Annotated in this window: 15 protein-coding genes; 14 read left to right on the forward strand and 1 reads right to left on the reverse strand. The window is 68.7% G+C overall.

Going from position 1 to position 16,173, the window contains the following annotated elements:
- The 9 genes from ftsY to trmD form a co-directional block, all read left to right on the forward strand.
- On the forward strand, nt 1-1,158 hold a 1,158-nt coding region (gene ftsY, locus A8G15_RS14325; protein ID WP_156665404.1), incomplete at its 5' end, for a signal recognition particle-docking protein FtsY.
- Nucleotides 1,159-1,411: 253 nt separating this feature from the next.
- The gene (locus A8G15_RS14330) at nt 1,412-2,719 is read left to right on the forward strand and encodes an ammonium transporter (RefSeq protein WP_068160492.1); all 1,308 of its coding nucleotides are present in this window, start codon (nt 1,412-1,414) and stop codon (nt 2,717-2,719) included.
- A 47-nt stretch (nt 2,720-2,766) separates the two neighbouring features.
- Entirely contained in the window at nt 2,767-3,105 is a 339-nt protein-coding gene (locus A8G15_RS14335) for a P-II family nitrogen regulator (RefSeq protein WP_068160495.1), read from the forward strand.
- Nucleotides 3,095-5,617: a [protein-PII] uridylyltransferase gene (locus tag A8G15_RS14340; RefSeq protein ID WP_068160498.1), complete on the forward strand. Its 2,523-nt coding sequence runs from the start codon at nt 3,095-3,097 to the stop codon at nt 5,615-5,617. The genes A8G15_RS14335 and A8G15_RS14340 overlap by 11 nt, the downstream gene beginning before the upstream one ends.
- A gap of 96 nt (nt 5,618-5,713) precedes the next feature.
- The gene (gene ffh / locus A8G15_RS14345; protein ID WP_068160500.1) at nt 5,714-7,300 is read left to right on the forward strand and encodes a signal recognition particle protein; all 1,587 of its coding nucleotides are present in this window, start codon (nt 5,714-5,716) and stop codon (nt 7,298-7,300) included.
- Between the two features lie 208 nt (nt 7,301-7,508).
- On the forward strand, nt 7,509-7,958 hold the full coding sequence (gene rpsP, locus A8G15_RS14350; RefSeq protein WP_068160729.1) for a 30S ribosomal protein S16: 450 nt from the start codon (nt 7,509-7,511) through the stop codon (nt 7,956-7,958).
- Nucleotides 7,958-8,200, forward strand: a complete 243-nt coding sequence (locus tag A8G15_RS14355) for an RNA-binding protein (protein WP_068160502.1) — start codon at nt 7,958-7,960, stop codon at nt 8,198-8,200. Before rpsP ends, A8G15_RS14355 begins: the two co-directional genes overlap by 1 nt.
- 10 nt (nt 8,201-8,210) lie before the next feature.
- Nucleotides 8,211-8,795 carry a ribosome maturation factor RimM gene (gene rimM / locus A8G15_RS14360; protein ID WP_068160504.1) on the forward strand — a complete coding sequence of 195 codons (585 nt, stop codon included), beginning with the start codon at nt 8,211-8,213 and terminating at the stop codon, nt 8,793-8,795.
- A 4-nt stretch (nt 8,796-8,799) separates the two neighbouring features.
- A complete protein-coding gene (trmD, locus tag A8G15_RS14365) occupies nt 8,800-9,531 on the forward strand; it encodes a tRNA (guanosine(37)-N1)-methyltransferase TrmD (RefSeq protein WP_068160507.1) in 732 nt (243 codons plus the stop codon).
- A gap of 76 nt (nt 9,532-9,607) precedes the next feature.
- On the opposite strand, the gene A8G15_RS14370 is transcribed toward trmD, so the two are convergent.
- The gene (locus A8G15_RS14370) at nt 9,608-10,591 is read right to left on the reverse strand and encodes a serine hydrolase family protein (RefSeq protein ID WP_068160509.1); all 984 of its coding nucleotides are present in this window, start codon (nt 10,589-10,591) and stop codon (nt 9,608-9,610) included.
- A 108-nt stretch (nt 10,592-10,699) separates the two neighbouring features.
- On the opposite strand from A8G15_RS14370, the gene A8G15_RS14375 reads away from it, so the two are divergent.
- The 5 genes from A8G15_RS14375 to A8G15_RS14395 all read left to right on the forward strand — a co-directional run bounded on the left by A8G15_RS14375 (nt 10,700) and on the right by A8G15_RS14395 (nt 16,156).
- Nucleotides 10,700-13,078: a Tex family protein gene (locus A8G15_RS14375; protein WP_068160512.1), complete on the forward strand. Its 2,379-nt coding sequence runs from the start codon at nt 10,700-10,702 to the stop codon at nt 13,076-13,078.
- Between the two features lie 88 nt (nt 13,079-13,166).
- Complete coding sequence (locus A8G15_RS14380; RefSeq protein WP_068160514.1) at nt 13,167-14,072, forward strand: hypothetical protein; 906 nt, start codon at nt 13,167-13,169, stop codon at nt 14,070-14,072.
- 85 nt (nt 14,073-14,157) lie between these two features.
- Entirely contained in the window at nt 14,158-14,499 is a 342-nt protein-coding gene (rplS, locus tag A8G15_RS14385; protein ID WP_068160517.1) for a 50S ribosomal protein L19, read from the forward strand.
- 137 nt (nt 14,500-14,636) lie between these two features.
- Nucleotides 14,637-15,461 (forward strand): signal peptidase I, encoded by an 825-nt coding sequence (gene lepB, locus A8G15_RS14390; RefSeq protein WP_211270170.1) that lies wholly within the window; start codon nt 14,637-14,639, stop codon nt 15,459-15,461.
- Nucleotides 15,458-16,156, forward strand: coding sequence for a ribonuclease HII (locus A8G15_RS14395; protein WP_082899902.1), 699 nt, complete (start codon nt 15,458-15,460; stop codon nt 16,154-16,156). The genes lepB and A8G15_RS14395 overlap by 4 nt, the downstream gene beginning before the upstream one ends.
- The last annotated feature ends 17 nt before the right edge of the window (nt 16,157-16,173 follow it).

Raw genomic sequence — 16,173 nt, forward strand, 5'->3', positions numbered from 1 at the left:
CCCGTCGAGGAAGCACCGCCCGTCGAGGAAGCACCGCCGGTCGAGGAAGTGCCGCCGGTCGAGGAGGCGCTGCCGGAAGCGCCGCCGGTCGAGGAGGCGCCCCCGGTCGAGGAGGCACCGGCCGAGGAAGAAGCTCCGGAGGTACCCGCCCCGGCGCCCGAGGCCGAGACCGCCCCGGCTCCGGAGGTGACGCCCGAACCCGAACCGGCACCGGTCGTGCCCGCGATCGAGGAGATCGCCCCCACCGCCGGACGCCTCGACCGACTGCGCGGCCGTCTCGCCCGATCCCAGTCGGCGATGGGCAAGAGCCTGCTCGGCCTGCTCGGCGGCGGCGACCTCGACGAGGACTCCTGGGAGGAGATCGAGGACACCCTCCTCATCGCCGACCTCGGTGCCGCGACCACCACCAAGATCGTCGAGCGGCTGCGGCAGGAGATGGCAGCGCGCAACGTTCGCACCGAAGCAGAGGCGCGCGCGGTCCTGCGTGACGTGCTCGTCGCCGAACTGCATCCGGAACTGGACCGATCCATCCGGGCTCTCCCGCACGACGACCACCCGTCCATCCTGTTGGTGGTGGGGGTCAACGGCACCGGTAAGACCACGACGACCGGCAAATTGGCGCGCGTGCTCGTCGCGGACGGACGCCGGGTGCTGCTCGGTGCCGCCGACACGTTCCGTGCCGCCGCCGCAGATCAACTCCAGACCTGGGCCGAGCGGGTCGGCGCGGAGGTCGTGCGAGGCAAGGAAGCCGGCGATCCCGCCGCTGTCGCGTTCGATTCCGTCTCTCGGGGCATCGAGAACGGTGTCGACGCCGTCCTCATCGACACCGCGGGCCGCCTCCACACCAAGACCGGCCTGATGGACGAGCTCGGCAAGGTCAAGCGGGTCGTCGAGAAGAAGGCCGCCGTCGACGAGGTGCTGCTCGTCCTCGACGCGACGATCGGTCAGAACGGGCTCACCCAGGCCCGGGTGTTCGCCGAGGTGGTCGACATCACCGGTGTCGTCCTGACGAAGCTCGACGGGACCGCCAAGGGCGGCATCGTTTTCCAGGTCCAGCACGAACTGGGTGTGCCCGTGAAGCTGGTGGGTCTCGGTGAGGGTGCCGACGACCTGGCTCCGTTCGAGCCGGGCGCGTTCGTGGACGCTCTGCTCGGCTGAGCCGGCTTCCCGGAAAGCCGCGTGACGACACGCGTCGCATCCCCGGTCGGGGTGTGCGATGCACGTGCCGCACGCGGCTTTTCCCATGTTCCGGACGCGGCGGACGAAGACCGCAAAGAGTGAAACAGAGACGAAACACGGTGTGGGTTCCCGTTCACTTCAACGAAACAGCACGGCGCTTCCACGGAAACATCTCGGCAGCAAGCTTTCCTCAACCACGCGCTGACAGGTGCGGAATCTAGGGAGGTTGCAAGTGGAGGAAGTGGTGAACACCGGCGACGCGGCATGGATGCTCATGGCGGCATCGCTGGTACTGCTGATGACACCGGGCTTGGCGTTCTTCTACGGCGGCATGTCGCGCGCCAAATCGGTGCTGAACATGATGATGATGTCGTTCGGCGCGATGGCGGTGATCGGCGTGATCTACGTGCTGTGGGGCTGGTCGATGTCCTACGGCACCGAGAGTGTCGGCGGCATCTTCGCGAACCCGTTCGAGTTCTTCGGTCTCCAGGGCGCCATCTACGACGCCGAGGGCGGCTTCCTCCCGGGCCTGGGCGACTACCCGCAGATCATCGACATCGGATTCCAGGTCACGTTCGCGATCATCACGACCGCGCTGATCTCCGGTGCCCTCGCCGAGCGCGTGAAGTTCGGCACCTGGATGGTGTTCGCGGGCCTCTGGGTCACCTTCGCCTACTTCCCCCTCGCCCACATGGTGTGGGGTGGCGGCCTTCTGTCCGGCTCCGCGGACAGCATCGCTGCGAAGCTGTTCGGCACCGTCGACGACGGTGAAGGCGGCCTGACCGCGGCGGTCCACCCGATCGACTTCGCCGGTGGCACGGTCGTGCACATCAACGCCGGTATCGCCGCGCTTGTCCTCGCCCTGATCATCGGCAAGCGCGCCGGCTTCGGGCAGGTCGCGATGCGTCCGCACAACCTCCCGTTCGTGATGCTCGGTGCCGCGCTCCTGTGGTTCGGCTGGTTCGGCTTCAACGCCGGTTCCGCGTTCGCCGCCGACGGTGTCGCCGGCCTGGCGTGGGTCAACACCACCACCGCGACGGCTTCCGCGATCCTCGGCTGGCTCCTGACCGAGCGCATCCGCGACGGCAAGGCCACCAGCCTCGGTGCCGCGTCCGGTGCCGTTGCAGGCCTCGTCGCCATCACCCCGGCGGCCGGTGCGCTCAGCCCCGTCGGTTCGATCGCTCTCGGTGTCGTCGCCGGTGTGCTGTCGGCGCTCGCGGTGGGCCTGAAGTTCAAGTTCGGCTACGACGACTCGCTCGACGTCGTGGGTGTCCATCTGGTCTCCGGCCTCTGGGGCACCATCGCGATCGGTTTCCTCGCCACCGACACCGGTCTGTTCTACGGGGGCGACTACAAGCAGCTGGTCGTCCAGATCGTGATCGCCCTGGTCGCCCTGGTGTTCACCGCGATCGTCACCACCGTGATCGCATTCGCGCTCAAGCCGCTCGGCTGGCGGATTTCGCCCGAGGAAGAGGCGCGCGGAATCGACGAGTCGGAGCACGCGGAGTCCGCATACGACTTCGTGTCGGCGCTCAGGTGATAAGAAGACGAACGTAGCGGCACGGCAGACTTGGGAAGGATGAGGAAATGAAGCTGATCACGGCAATTGTCAAACCGTTCACCCTCGAAGACGTGAAGGCAGGTCTCGAGCAGGCGGGCGTGCTTGGCATGACCGTCAGCGAGGTCCAGGGGTACGGCCGGCAGAAGGGCCACACCGAGGTCTACCGCGGCGCCGAGTACTCGGTCGACTTCGTGCCCAAGGTACGTGTGGAGGTCGTCGTCGACGACGCCGCCGTCGACAAGGTCGTCGAGACGATCGTCGAGGCGTCGCGCACCGGGAAGATCGGTGACGGCAAGGTGTGGGTCACCCCCGTCGAATCGGTGATCCGAGTGCGCACCGGAGAACGAGGCACGGATGCACTCTGACCCACACGGGTCCGGAACTCGCGGCCCCGATCCTGCTGCTCGTGCAGCGGGATCGGGGCCGCCCGCATCCTCCGGGCCGGACATGTCCCTCACCACCGCGGGCGGCGCCGCCGACCTGGCCACCGCCCGCGACCAACTGCTTGCCGGCGGTGTCCGCAACCGCCGCCTCGATTCGGCGGCGTTGCGACACGCCCTGGTGGACCTGCACGAATTCTGGCTGACCACGAAGGGCTCCGAGGTCGGGATCGTCCCGGACTGCGGGTTCGCGATCGTCGCCGTCGGCGGCCTGGGCCGCCGTGAGATGCTGCCGTACTCCGATCTCGATCTGATCCTGCTGCACGACGACATGGAACCGGCCGTGGTGTCCGGCATCGCCGACCGGCTCTGGTATCCGCTGTGGGACGCGCACATCAAGCTGGACCACAGCGTCCGGACCGTCCCGCAGGCTCTGCAGGTCGCGGCGTCCGACGTCACCGCGGCGCTGGGCATGCTCGAGGCCCGGCACATCGCCGGGGACGTCGAACTGAGCAACCTGCTGATCGGCGGGGTGCGCAGGCAGTGGCGGACCGGGATACGAGGCCGATTCGACGAACTCATCGAACTCACCGAGACCCGCTGGCAGCGCAGTGGGCAGATCGCACACCGCGCCGAACCGGATCTGAAGAGCGGCCGAGGAGGGTTGCGGGACGTGCAGTTGCTCAATGCCCTGTCCGTCGCGCAGCTCACCGACGGCATGCCGGGACTGGGACCGGACGTGCCCGGTGGCGGCCTCGCCGCCGCGCACCGGCGGCTGCTCGACGTGCGCACCGAGCTGCACCGCGTCGCAGGCCGCGCCCGCGACCAGCTGCGTGCGCAGGACGCCGACGAGATCGGTGCCGCGCTGCGTATCGGTGATCGGTTCGACCTGGCCCGGATGCTCACCGAATCGGCGCGAACCGTCAGCTACTCCGTCGACGTCGGGATCCGGACCGCGGGCAACGCGCTGCCGCGCCGCGGGCTCTCGCGGCTGCGCCGCGTTCCGGTCCGGCGTCCACTCGACGAGGGCGTCGTCGAACACACGGGGGAGGTCGCGCTGGCCCGGGACGCACATCCCCGCAAGGACCCGGGGCTGATCACCCGCGTCGCGGCGGCAGCCGCGCAGGCCGGACTGCCGATCTCCGCCTCGACGCTGAACAGGCTCGCCGACAACGCGCCCGAACTGCGCGAACCGTGGCCGCGGTCGGCGTTCAACGACCTGCTGGTTCTGCTGGGCTCCGGCCGGCGGGCCGTCGATGTCATCGAAGCCCTCGACCGCACGGGGCTGTGGGGCCGGCTGCTGCCGGAATGGGGTGCGGTGCGCGACCTGCCTCCGCGCGACGCCGTGCACACCTGGACCGTGGACCGGCACCTGGTGGAGACCGCGGTGTACGCGGGGGGACTGACGACCCGCGTCGCACGACCCGACCTGCTGGTCCTCGGCGCGCTGCTGCACGACATCGGCAAGGGCCGCGGCGGTGACCACAGCGTCGTCGGCGCCGAACTCGCCACCCAGATCGGGCGGCGGATGGGACTGTGGCCGTCGGATCTCGCACTCCTCACCGCGATGGTGCGGCACCACCTGCTGCTGCCGCACACCGCGACGCGCCGCGACCTGGAGGACCCGGCGACCGTGCAGTCCGTCGTCGACACCCTCGACGGCGATCCGGTGCTGCTGGAACTGCTCCACGCACTCGCCGAGGCCGATTCGCTGGCCACCGGCCCAGGGGTGTGGGGTGACTGGAAGGCGTCTCTGATCCGGGAACTGGTCCGGCGCTGCCGGATGGTGATGGCGGGGGAGGACCTGCCCACCCCCGACCCGATCGATCCGGAACTGGCACAACTGGCCGCCGACGGAGGCGTCCACGTGGCACTGCAGCCCGGCGAGGGACCGCACTCGTACACGGTCTCGGTGGTGGCGCCGGACGAACCGGGGCTGCTCGCCGACGCGGCGGGCGTGCTGGCCCTGCACGGCCTGCGGGTGCTGTCCGCCTCCCTGGGCAGCCATGCCGGCAGCGCCGTCAACAGTTTCGTGGTGGCGCCGCGATTCGGGACACCACCCGAGGCCGGTCTGCTCCGGCAGGAACTGATCCGTGCGCGCGGCGGCGACCTGGATCTGCCGGCCGCACTGGACGCGAAGGAACAGGCCGCCCGGGACGCGCAGCTGCCGGCGCAGCCGGAACGGGCCGTGCCGGTCGTGTACGCGCAGGCACCGCCACGCGTGATCTGGTTCGACGCCCCCGATCCCGGGCAGGTGATCCTCGAACTGCGCGCCGAGGACCGGCTCGGATTGCTGTGCCGGCTCGCCGAAGCGTTCGAGTGCGTCGGGGCGGACGTGCGGTGGGCGCGGGTCTCGACCCTCGGCACGTCGGTCGTCGACGCGTTCTGCATCGATCTCACCGGAACCGACACGCGGGCCACGCGTGAGCACCTCGAGCAGGCTGTGCTCGCGGTGGTCCCGGGTGTCGAACCGAAGAAACCCGAGACGACCGGGTGACCCGGGTGCCGCCCGCCGTGACGTGACGGTCGCGGCGAGCGGCTACCCTGGATCGCAGCACTGTCCGTCTTTCGCCAGAACCCAGGAGCGCATTCGGTGTTCGAATCCCTTTCCGACAGGTTGACCGGGGTCCTGAAGGACCTGCGCGGCAAGGGGCGACTCTCCGATGCCGACATCGACGCCACGTGCCGCGAGATCCGGCTGGCCCTGCTCGAGGCCGACGTCGCCCTGCCCGTGGTCCGCGCATTCATCGCGAAGATCAAGGAACGCGCCAAGGGCGCGGAGGTGCACGGCGCGCTGAACCCGGCGCAGCAGGTCGTCAAGATCGTCAACGAGGAACTCGTCGGGATCCTCGGCGGTGAGACCCGCCGCCTGCGGCTCGCGAAGAACCCGCCCACCGTGATCATGCTCGCCGGTCTGCAGGGTGCCGGTAAGACCACTCTCGCCGGCAAGCTCGCGGCCTGGCTCAAGGACCAGGGACACACCCCGATGCTGGTGGCGTGCGACCTGCAGCGTCCCGGCGCGGTCAGCCAGCTCCAGATCGTCGGTGAACGCGCCGGCGTCGCGGTGTTCGCGCCGCACCCGGGCACGTCGATCGGCGGCGGCGACAACGAACTCGGTGTGTCGGCCGCCGACCCGGTCGCCGTCGCACAGTCCGGTATCGAGGAAGCACGCGCGAAGCAGTACGACGTGGTCATCGTCGACACCGCGGGCCGCCTCGGTATCGACGAGGAGCTGATGGCGCAGGCCGCGGGTATCCGCGACGCCGTGCAGCCGGACGAGACGCTGTTCGTGCTCGACGCGATGATCGGCCAGGACGCGGTGAGCACCGCCGAGGCGTTCCGGGCCGGTGTCGGCTTCACCGGTGTCGTGCTCACCAAGCTCGACGGCGACGCCCGCGGTGGTGCGGCGCTGAGCGTGCGCGAGCTGACCGGGCAGCCGATCCTGTTCGCGTCCACCGGCGAGAAGCTCGAGGACTTCGACGTCTTCCACCCCGAGCGCATGGCCAGCCGGATCCTCGGCATGGGCGACGTGCTCACCCTCATCGAGCAGGCCGAGCAGGTCTTCGACGCCGAGCAGGCCGAGCTCACCGCCTCCAAGATCGGCTCGGGCGAGCTCACCCTCGAGGACTTCCTCGAGCAGATGATGGCCGTGCGCAAGATGGGCCCGATCGCGAACCTGCTCGGCATGCTGCCCGGCGCCGGTCAGATGAAGGACGCGCTCGCCAACGTCGACGAGAAACAGCTCGACCGCATCCAGGCGATCATCCGCGGTATGACCCCGGCCGAACGTGCCGATCCGAAGATCATCAACGCGTCCCGGCGGCTGCGCATCGCGAACGGCTCGGGTGTGAAGGTCTCCGACGTCAACCAGCTCGTCGACCGGTTCTTCGAAGCCCGCAAGATGATGGCGGCGATGGCCGGTCGCATGGGCATGCCGGGCGCCCGCAAGAACCAGCGCAGCAACAAGAAGGGCAAGAAGGGCAAGAAGGGCGGTCGCGGACCGACCCCGCCGAAGATCAAGGGCGGATTCCCCGGCGGCATGCCGGGCGGATTCCCCGGCATGGGCGGTGGCATGCCCGCCGGTTTCCCCGATCTGTCCAACATGCCGAAGGGGCTCGACGAGCTGCCTCCGGGTCTCGAGGGCTTCGACCTGTCGAAATTGAAGCTGCCGAAGAACTAGCACCACCGCGGAACCGCGGCTGCCGATCCCCCCGATGCCGGATTCGTCCGGCGGCGGGGGGATCTGGCAGAATGGTTCGCTGTCGTCGCATCCGGTTCCGTACCGCGCGGCGGTCACAGGTTGGAGGCAAAACCGGGCGCGCCAGAAGGGTGCGTCGTCCGAATTGCACGTGACATGCGCGTTCGCGCGCTCGAAGGGAAACACAGCAGTGGCTGTCAAGATCAAGCTCACCCGTCTCGGCAAGATCCGCAACCCCCAGTACCGCATCGTGGTCGCGGACTCGCGTACCCGCCGCAACGGCCGGGCCATCGAGACCATCGGCAAGTACCACCCGAAGGAAGAGCCCTCGTTGATCGAGGTCGACTCGGAGCGCGCGCAGTACTGGCTGGGTGTCGGCGCGCAGCCGACCGAGCCCGTCCTGAACCTCCTCAAGATCACCGGTGACTGGCAGAAGTTCAAGGGCCTGCCGGGCGCCGAGGGCACTCTCCGCGTCAAGGAGGCCAAGCCGTCCAAGCTGGAGCTGTTCCAGGCTGCGCTCGCGCAGGCCGAGAACGAGCCCGCCGCCGAGGCCATCACGCCCAAGAAGAAGAAGGCCGCCAAGGAAGATGCCGCCGAGGCTTCCGCCGACGCTGCCGAGTCCACCGAGGCTGCCGAGTAATGAGTGCCGTTGTCGCCGATGCCGTCGAGCATCTCGTTCGTGGGATCGTCGCCAACCCCGACGACGTGCGGGTCGAGCTGATCACCGGCCGTCGGGGGCGCACCGTCGAGGTGCATGTGCACCCCGACGATCTCGGCAAGGTGATCGGTCGCGGTGGACGTACCGCGACCGCGCTGCGGACCCTCGTCACCGGCATCGGTGGTCGCGGGATCCGCGTCGACGTCGTCGACACCGACCAGTAGGCGAGCGGCAGTGGAGCTCGTCGTGGGCCGTGTGGTCAAGTCACACGGCATCAAGGGTGAAGTGGTTGTCGAGGTTCGCACCGACGAACCCGAGGAGCGCTTCGCCGTCGGCGCCGAGCTGCGTGGCCGCAAGCCGCGCGAGCAGACCCTGCACACGTACACGGTGGAAGCCGCCCGGGAACACTCCGGGCGGCTTCTGCTGCGTCTGCATCAGGTCGCCGACCGCACCGCCGCCGACGCCCTGCGCGGCACATTGTTCGTCGTCGACAGCTCCGAGCTGACGCCGAGCGACGATCCCGACGAGTTCTACGACCACGAACTCGAAGGTCTCAGCGTCCGCATCGTCGAAGGACGGCCCGACGCAGGCACCGAGGTCGGTACCGTCCGCGAGGTACTGCACACCGCCGCCGGCGAACTGCTCGCGATCCGGCCCGCCGGTTCGGATCGAGGAGAGCTGCTGATCCCGTTCGTGACGGCGATCGTTCCGACCGTGTCGATCTCCACCGGGATCATCGAGATCGATCCGCCCGACGGACTGCTCGACCCCGATTTCGGCGAACCGCCCTCTCGTGGAAAAGACAAGGGAGACAAGTAGTTCCGTGCGACTCGACGTCGTCACCATCTTCCCCGAGTATCTCGAGCCGCTGCGCGCGGCACTGCTCGGCAAGGCCATCGACAAGGGCTTGATCTCCGTCGGTGTCCACAATCTGCGCGACTGGACGCACGATGTCCACAAAGCCGTCGATGATTCCCCGTACGGCGGCGGGCCCGGCATGGTGATGAAACCGACCGTGTGGGGACCGGCCCTCGACGACGTCCTGGCCGGACCCGGTGACGTACCGGGAACCGGCGGCGAACCCGACCCCGACGTGCTGCTCGTCGTTCCCACACCTGCCGGGGTGCCGTTCACACAGCAAACCGCGCACCGCTGGTCCGGTGAGAAGCGGATCGTGTTCGCGTGCGGTCGCTACGAGGGAATCGACCAGCGGGTGTTCGACGACGCCGCGCGGCGCGTTCGCGTCGAAGAGGTCAGTATCGGGGACTACGTGCTCATCGGCGGAGAGGTCGCCGTTCTCGTCATGGTCGAGGCGGTCGTGCGGCTGCTACCGGGTGTGCTCGGCAATCAGCAGTCGCACCAAGAGGATTCGTTCTCCGACGGGCTTCTCGAAGGACCCAGCTACACGCGTCCGGCGAGTTGGCGCGGGCTGGACGTACCGCCTGTGCTGATGTCCGGCGACCACGCGAAGGTCGCGCAATGGCGGCGGGAACAGTCCCTGATTCGCACCCGGGAGCGTCGCCCCGATCTGCTGCCGGACACCCCGGCCGACTGAGCCACCTCACTGTCGCCGACCGCGGCGCCGCCTGCCTTTTCCGGTCGTGCGCAGCGACGCACCGTGGAGCGCAGGCTCAGTGCACGGGCCCCACGAAAGCGTCCCGGACCACCTCGGTCACGGTTTCCCGTGCGTGCTCGGCGCTGGCATCCCCGGTGACGTCGACCAGCGCGGTATCCGGCCACGGAGCCCACTCGTTCCGGGCCGGATCGTCGTAGTGCACCTGCTCGCGAGAGAGTACGGCGACGACGTACCGATGGCCGTCCCCGAAGAACCCGGTCGACAGGTGGATCCAGCTGCCGTCCACGCAACACATCCAACCCTGCTTGACGCCGAGTTCGATCGCGTCGGGAAGAGCATCGGGCAGCCCGAAACGCTGATCGTAACCGTCTGCGCCCAGCGGTTCGAAATCGAGCAGGTGTCCGACGATCGTCGCGGTGCCGCGCTCGTCCAGCCCCGAGGTGCCGCCGAGCACCGAGTCGTACCAGGTCAGCAGATCGGAGGCCGTGGTGACGGTGTTCCACCAGTTCCCGTCGTAAGGGGGACTGGTAGCGGTGAGACCGTGCCGTTCGACGACACGATCGACGATCGCGGTGTCGCCGTAACGCGACCACAGATCACTCGCCGCGGAATCATCCGAGCGGGAGAGCATCGCTGCGATCTCGTCGTATTCGCCCTCGCCGAGCCCGATCTCGCCTGTCCCGACGCGGAACAGCAGATCGTCGGCGATGAACAGTTTGACCACCGATGCCGTCTCGATCGGGTCGTCCGCCCCCGCCACTGTGCGCGACCCGGTTTCGCGATCGAGCAACGCGATCGTCACCCGCGCACCGCGCTCGGATTCCGCAAGCGCGGAGGCAGCGACGATCCGTTCGGTCAGCGCCTGGATCTGCGCCGCCTCCGACACCGGGGCTGCCTCCACTGCGGGCTCGGAATCGGTGACGCCGGCCATGAGAACACCGGGATCGGAAGAGACCGATGAACTGCACGCCACCGCGGTCGCTGCCGCGAACAGCAACGAAGCGATCGATCGGCGGCGCGCGCCCCCAGAACCGGACATCAGGTGCTCCTGCTCTCCATTCTGCGGCGACGCAGAGGTCCCCGTATCCAGAATCCTCGCGCGTCGCACGAAGATGACGCGATGAGGATAGCGGTAGGGTTCGACGGCGTGACGACTGCTCTCAAGACCGTTAATCAGCGCCTCGCCGAGGAACTCGACGTCCGGGAGAATCAGGTGGCCGCAGCGGTCGACCTGCTCGACGGCGGAGCGACGGTGCCGTTCATCGCGCGGTACCGCAAAGAAGTGACCGGCGGCCTCGACGACGCCCAGCTGCGACAGCTCGACGAGCGGCTGCGTTATCTGCGCGAACTCGACGAGCGCCGCGCCGCGATCCTCGAATCGATCGACGGACAGGGCAAGCTCGACGACACCCTGCGTGGGCAGATCATGCTCGCCGACACCAAGGCGCGGCTCGAGGACATCTACCTTCCGTTCAAGCCCAAGCGGCGCACCAAGGCCCAGATCGCGCGGGAAGCCGGGCACGAACCGGTCGCCGACGCACTCTTCGGGAACCCGAGCACCGACCCTGCCGGATACACCGCCGAGCAGCTCGACGGGGCCCGCGCGATCCTCGTCGAACGGTTCGCCGAGGACGCCGATCTCGTCGGGGAACTGCGTGAGGCCATGTGGTCGCGTGGCCGGCTGGTCTCGGCCGTGCGCCCGGGCAAGGAGACCGACGGGGCGAAGTTCGCCGATTACTTCGAATTCTCCGAGCCGTTCGCGGACCTGCCGTCGCACCGCATCCTGGCGGTACTGCGCGGCGAGAAGGAAGAAGTGCTGAGCCTGACCCTCGAACCGGACAGCGACGAACCGCAGCCGGGGGAACGCACGTACTTCGAGGGTCGCATCGCCGCCCGCTTCGGCATCGCCGACCAGGGCCGCCCCGCCGACAAGTGGCTGCTCGACACCGTGCGCTGGGCGTGGCGTACCAAACTGCTCGTCTCGCTCGGCCTCGACACCCGGATGCGGCTGCGGCAGTCCGCCGAGCAGGACGCCGTCGACGTGTTCGCCGCGAACCTGCGCGATCTGCTGCTCGCCGCACCCGCCGGCACCCGCCCGACGATGGGCCTGGACCCCGGATTCCGGACCGGCACGAAGGTCGCGGTCGTCGACGCCACCGGGAAGGTCGTCGACCACACCACGATCTATCCGCACCAGCCGCACAACAAGTGGGATCAGGCGCTCGCCACGATCGCCGGGCTGATCGCGAAGCACGGCGTCGAACTCGTCGCGATCGGCAACGGCACCGCGTCACGCGAGACGGACGCGCTCGCCACCGAGCTGATCGCCCGGTCCGGCACGGCGAACCTGACGAAGATCGTGGTGTCCGAAGCCGGTGCCTCCGTGTACTCGGCGTCCGCGTACGCCTCGCAGGAACTGCCCGACCTGGACGTGTCGATCCGCGGCGCGGTGTCCATCGCCCGGCGCCTGCAGGATCCGCTCGCCGAACTCGTCAAGATCGACCCGAAGTCGATCGGTGTCGGCCAGTACCAGCACGATGTGTCCGAGACCCTGCTGGCCCGGTCGCTCGGAGCCGTCGTCGAGGACGCGGTGAACGCGGTCGGCGTGGACGTGAACACCGCGTCCGTGCCGCTTCTCGCGCGCGTCTCGGGCATCGCCGGTTCGCTCGCCGAGAGCATCGTCGCGCATCGTGATCAGAACGGCCCGTTCCGCACCCGGGCGGCGCTCAAGGACGTCGCGCGGCTCGGCCCGAAGGCGTTCGAACAGTGCGCGGGCTTCCTGCGCATCCCCAACGGCGACGATCCGCTCGACAGTTCCGCGGTACACCCGGAGGCCTACCCGGTGGTGCGGCGCATCGTCGACCGCACCGGCAGCACCGTCCGGGACCTGATCGGCAACACCACCGTGCTGCGGGCGGTGCGTCCCGCCGAGTTCGTCGACGACCGGTTCGGCCTGCCGACGGTCACCGACATCATCGCCGAACTCGAGAAACCGGGCCGCGACCCGCGGCCGGAGTTCAAGACCGCGACGTTCGCGGCCGGCGTCGAAAAGGTCGCCGATCTGAAGCCGGGCATGGTGCTCGAGGGTGTGGTCACCAACGTCGCCGCGTTCGGTGCGTTCGTCGACGTGGGCGTCCATCAGGACGGTCTGGTGCACGTGTCGGCGATGTCGCGCAGCTTCGTCAAGGACCCGCACGACGTCGTCAAGTCCGGTGAGGTCGTCAAGGTCAAGGTGCTCGACGTGGACGTACCGCGTCAGCGCATCAGCCTCACGCTGCGTCTGGACGACGAGATCGCCGCCGGCGACGGCAACGGTGGCTCGGCGCCGTCCGCGCGCGGGGGAGCCCGGCCCGGTGGGCAGCAGCGCCGCAACTCGCGGCAGGGCGGTGCACCTCAGGGCGGTGCACCTCAGGGCGGTGCGACTCGGGGCGGTGGCCGGCAGGGGTCGCGGGATCGCCGCTCGGATTCGGCACCGGCGTCGGGATCGATGGCCGACGCACTGCGCCGCGCCGGATTCGGGAAGTGACCGGACGATCCGCGGACCGGGGTTCGCGTCGGGTCTCCGGCGCGGCCCCGGCCTGACATGCTGGGGGCATGCGGTCGACGGTGACGCCATGAGCGAGTGGCTCCGGCACGAGATCATCGACAGGGGACGGCTGCCGCTGCTGTTCTTCCTGCTGGGGTTTCTCGCTGCGTTCCTGTTCATCCGGTTCAGCGTGCGGCTCATCCGCGCTCAGGTGCGATGGTGGCCCGGAAACGTCACGCCGGGCGGGCAGCACGTGCACCACGTCGTGTTCGGTGTGGTCACCATGGTGATCTCCGGTGGTGCGCTCATCGCTGTCTACGAGAACGGCGGTCAGATCACCGGTGCCGTGCTGGCAACGTTGTTCGGGATCGGTGCCGCCCTGACCCTCGACGAGTTCGCGCTGATCTTCTACCTGAACGACGTGTACTGGGAGGAGGAGGGCCGGGTCTCGGTCGACGCGGTCTTCGTCGCCCTGGCCGTCACCGGTCTGGTGCTGCTGGGCCTGCAGCCGCTCGAGCTGGCCGACGTGACCGATTTCCACGAGAGCACTTCGTGGGGTGTGCGCGCGGGCATCGTCGCAACGTCGCTGGTCAACCTGGTGATGGCAGCGATCGTGCTGCTCAAGGGGAAGATCTGGACGGGTCTGATCGGCCTGTTCTTCCTGCCGCTGCTGCTCGTCGGCGCGATCCGCCTGTCACGCCCGGGAGCCCCGTGGGCCCGGTGGCGCTACCAGGGCAGACCTCGCAAGATGCGCCGGTCCGTCGCACGTGAACGACGCTATCGGCGGCCGATGATCCGGGCGAAGATCTTCGTGCAGGACCTCGTCGCCGGGCAGCCGACGCTCGACACCGTGCGCGACAGCATGGAGCATTCGCGAGTCGCCGCGGAGGCCGAACTCGATCGCACCGTGCATCCGGCACCCCCGCCGATTTCATCGACCGGGGTTGCGTCTGGCACAATTGACGGGCTGCCCGGATCGGGCACGCCTACCTGACCTGGGTACGAACCAGTCGAGCCCCGCCCGTACGGCGGCCGCCGCTCGGTTCCTCTGCTCGAGCGAACAAGAGGATGAACTACCGATGAACACCCTGGACTTTCTGGACGCCAAGTCCCTGCGCGACGACATCCCGGAGTTCCGCGCCGGTGACACGCTGAACGTGCACGTCAAGGTTATCGAGGGCTCGAAGGAGCGCGTGCAGGTCTTCAAGGGCGTCGTGATCCGGCGTCAGGGCGGCGGTGTCCGCGAGACCTTCACCGTGCGCAAGGTGTCGTTCGGCGTCGGCGTCGAGCGGACCTTCCCGGTTCACAGCCCCAACCTCGCCAAGATCGAGGTCGTCACCCGCGGTGACGTGCGTCGCGCCAAGCTGTACTACCTGCGCGACCTGCGCGGCAAGGCCGCCAAGATCAAGGAAAAGCGCTGAGCGCTCACGCCTGATCTCCACAGGTTCACGCGAAGCCCGGTCCGGACGTTCCCGGACCGGGCTTCGTGCCCTCTGTGACGCCCGTACATCAGTGGTGTCCGCGCAGCCGAGCGGATCCCAGAGGCTAATCTGGGTCGGTGGCAGAAACACCGCAGGATCCGGCCGTGCCGGAGTCGCAGGCCGTCCCCGCCGAGCGGGGGCCCCGGCACCGAGGGAACACCGGTTCCCACGAGCGGAAGGAATCGGGGGACACCAAGAAGCAGAAGTCGTTCTGGCGCGAACTGCCACTGCTCATCGTCGTCGCGCTCGTTCTGAGCTTCCTCCTCCAGACGTTCATCGCAAGGGTCTACCTGATCCCGTCGGAATCGATGGAACCGACACTGCACGGATGCCCGGGGTGTACCGGCGACCGCATCGTCGTGGAGAAGCTCAGCTACCGGTTCCAGGAACCGCGGCCCGGTGATGTCATCGTCTTCAAGGGGCCGGATTCCTGGTCCACCGGATACGTGTCGACCCGCTCGGACAATGTCGTGATCCGCGGCATCCAGGAGGTCGGATCGCTGGTGGGCCTGGTCCCGCCGGACGAGAACGATCTCGTCAAGCGGGTCATCGCCGTCGGCGGGCAGACCGTCGAATGCTGCGACGACCAGGGCCGCGTCCTCGTCGACGGGAAACCGCTCGACGAGCCGTACATCAAGATGGACTTCCCGTTCACCCCGGGCGTGCTCACGTGCGAGACCGAGATGAAGTCCGGCCGGTGCTTCGGCCCGGTCACCGTGCCCGAGGGTCACGTGTGGGTGATGGGTGACAACCGCAGCAACTCCGCGGATTCGCGCTATCACGTCGGCGATGAGAACCAGGGCACCATTCCGTTGGACAATGTGATCGGAAAGGCCCGCATGATCGTGCTGCCGCCCGGTCGCTGGGGCATGATCGACTCGCCGGAGATCCAGACATCGTGAACCGTTGGCCACCCCGTCCCGTCGTCCGCAGGTCCTCGGGCCTGTGGACGATGGAAACGACGCTGACCCGCTGCGGGCTCGGGCCCGTCGCCGGTGTCGACGAGGCCGGCCGCGGTGCCTGCGCCGGGCCGTTGGTCATCGCGGCATGTGTCCTCGGGCCGAAACCGCATCCCTCCCTGGCGCGGCTCGACGACTCGAAGAAGCTCACCGAGAAGGCACGCGAGGAGCTGTACCCGATCATCCGGCGCCGCGCGGTCGCGTCGAGCGTCGTCGTGGTTCCCGCCGCGGAGGTCGACGCGATCGGTGTGCACGTGGCGAACATCGAAGGCATGCGGCGCGCGGTCGCGGGACTGGCTACTCCGCTCGGATACGTCCTCACCGACGGTTTCCGGGTCCCGGGCCTGCCGGCGGCGTCGCTGCCGGTGATCGGTGGGGACGCCGCTGCCGCCTGTATCGCCGCCGCGAGTGTGCTCGCGAAGGTCACTCGTGACCGGATGATGATCGAACTCGACGACGAACTGCCCGGCTACGGGTTCGCCGTGCACAAGGGCTACAGCACCGCCGTTCACATGGCTGCGTTGCACGAGCTGGGGCCGAGTCACGAGCACCGGCGGTCCTGGGCGAACGTCGAGTCGGTTGTCGTCGCGCGGTCGAAGGCACGACGATTCGATTCCGACGAGGCCGATGCGGGATGATGGCAGCACAAACCAGA

It is taken from the genome of Rhodococcus phenolicus (assembly GCF_001646785.1).
GTDB lineage: Bacteria > Actinomycetota > Actinomycetes > Mycobacteriales > Mycobacteriaceae > Rhodococcus > Rhodococcus phenolicus.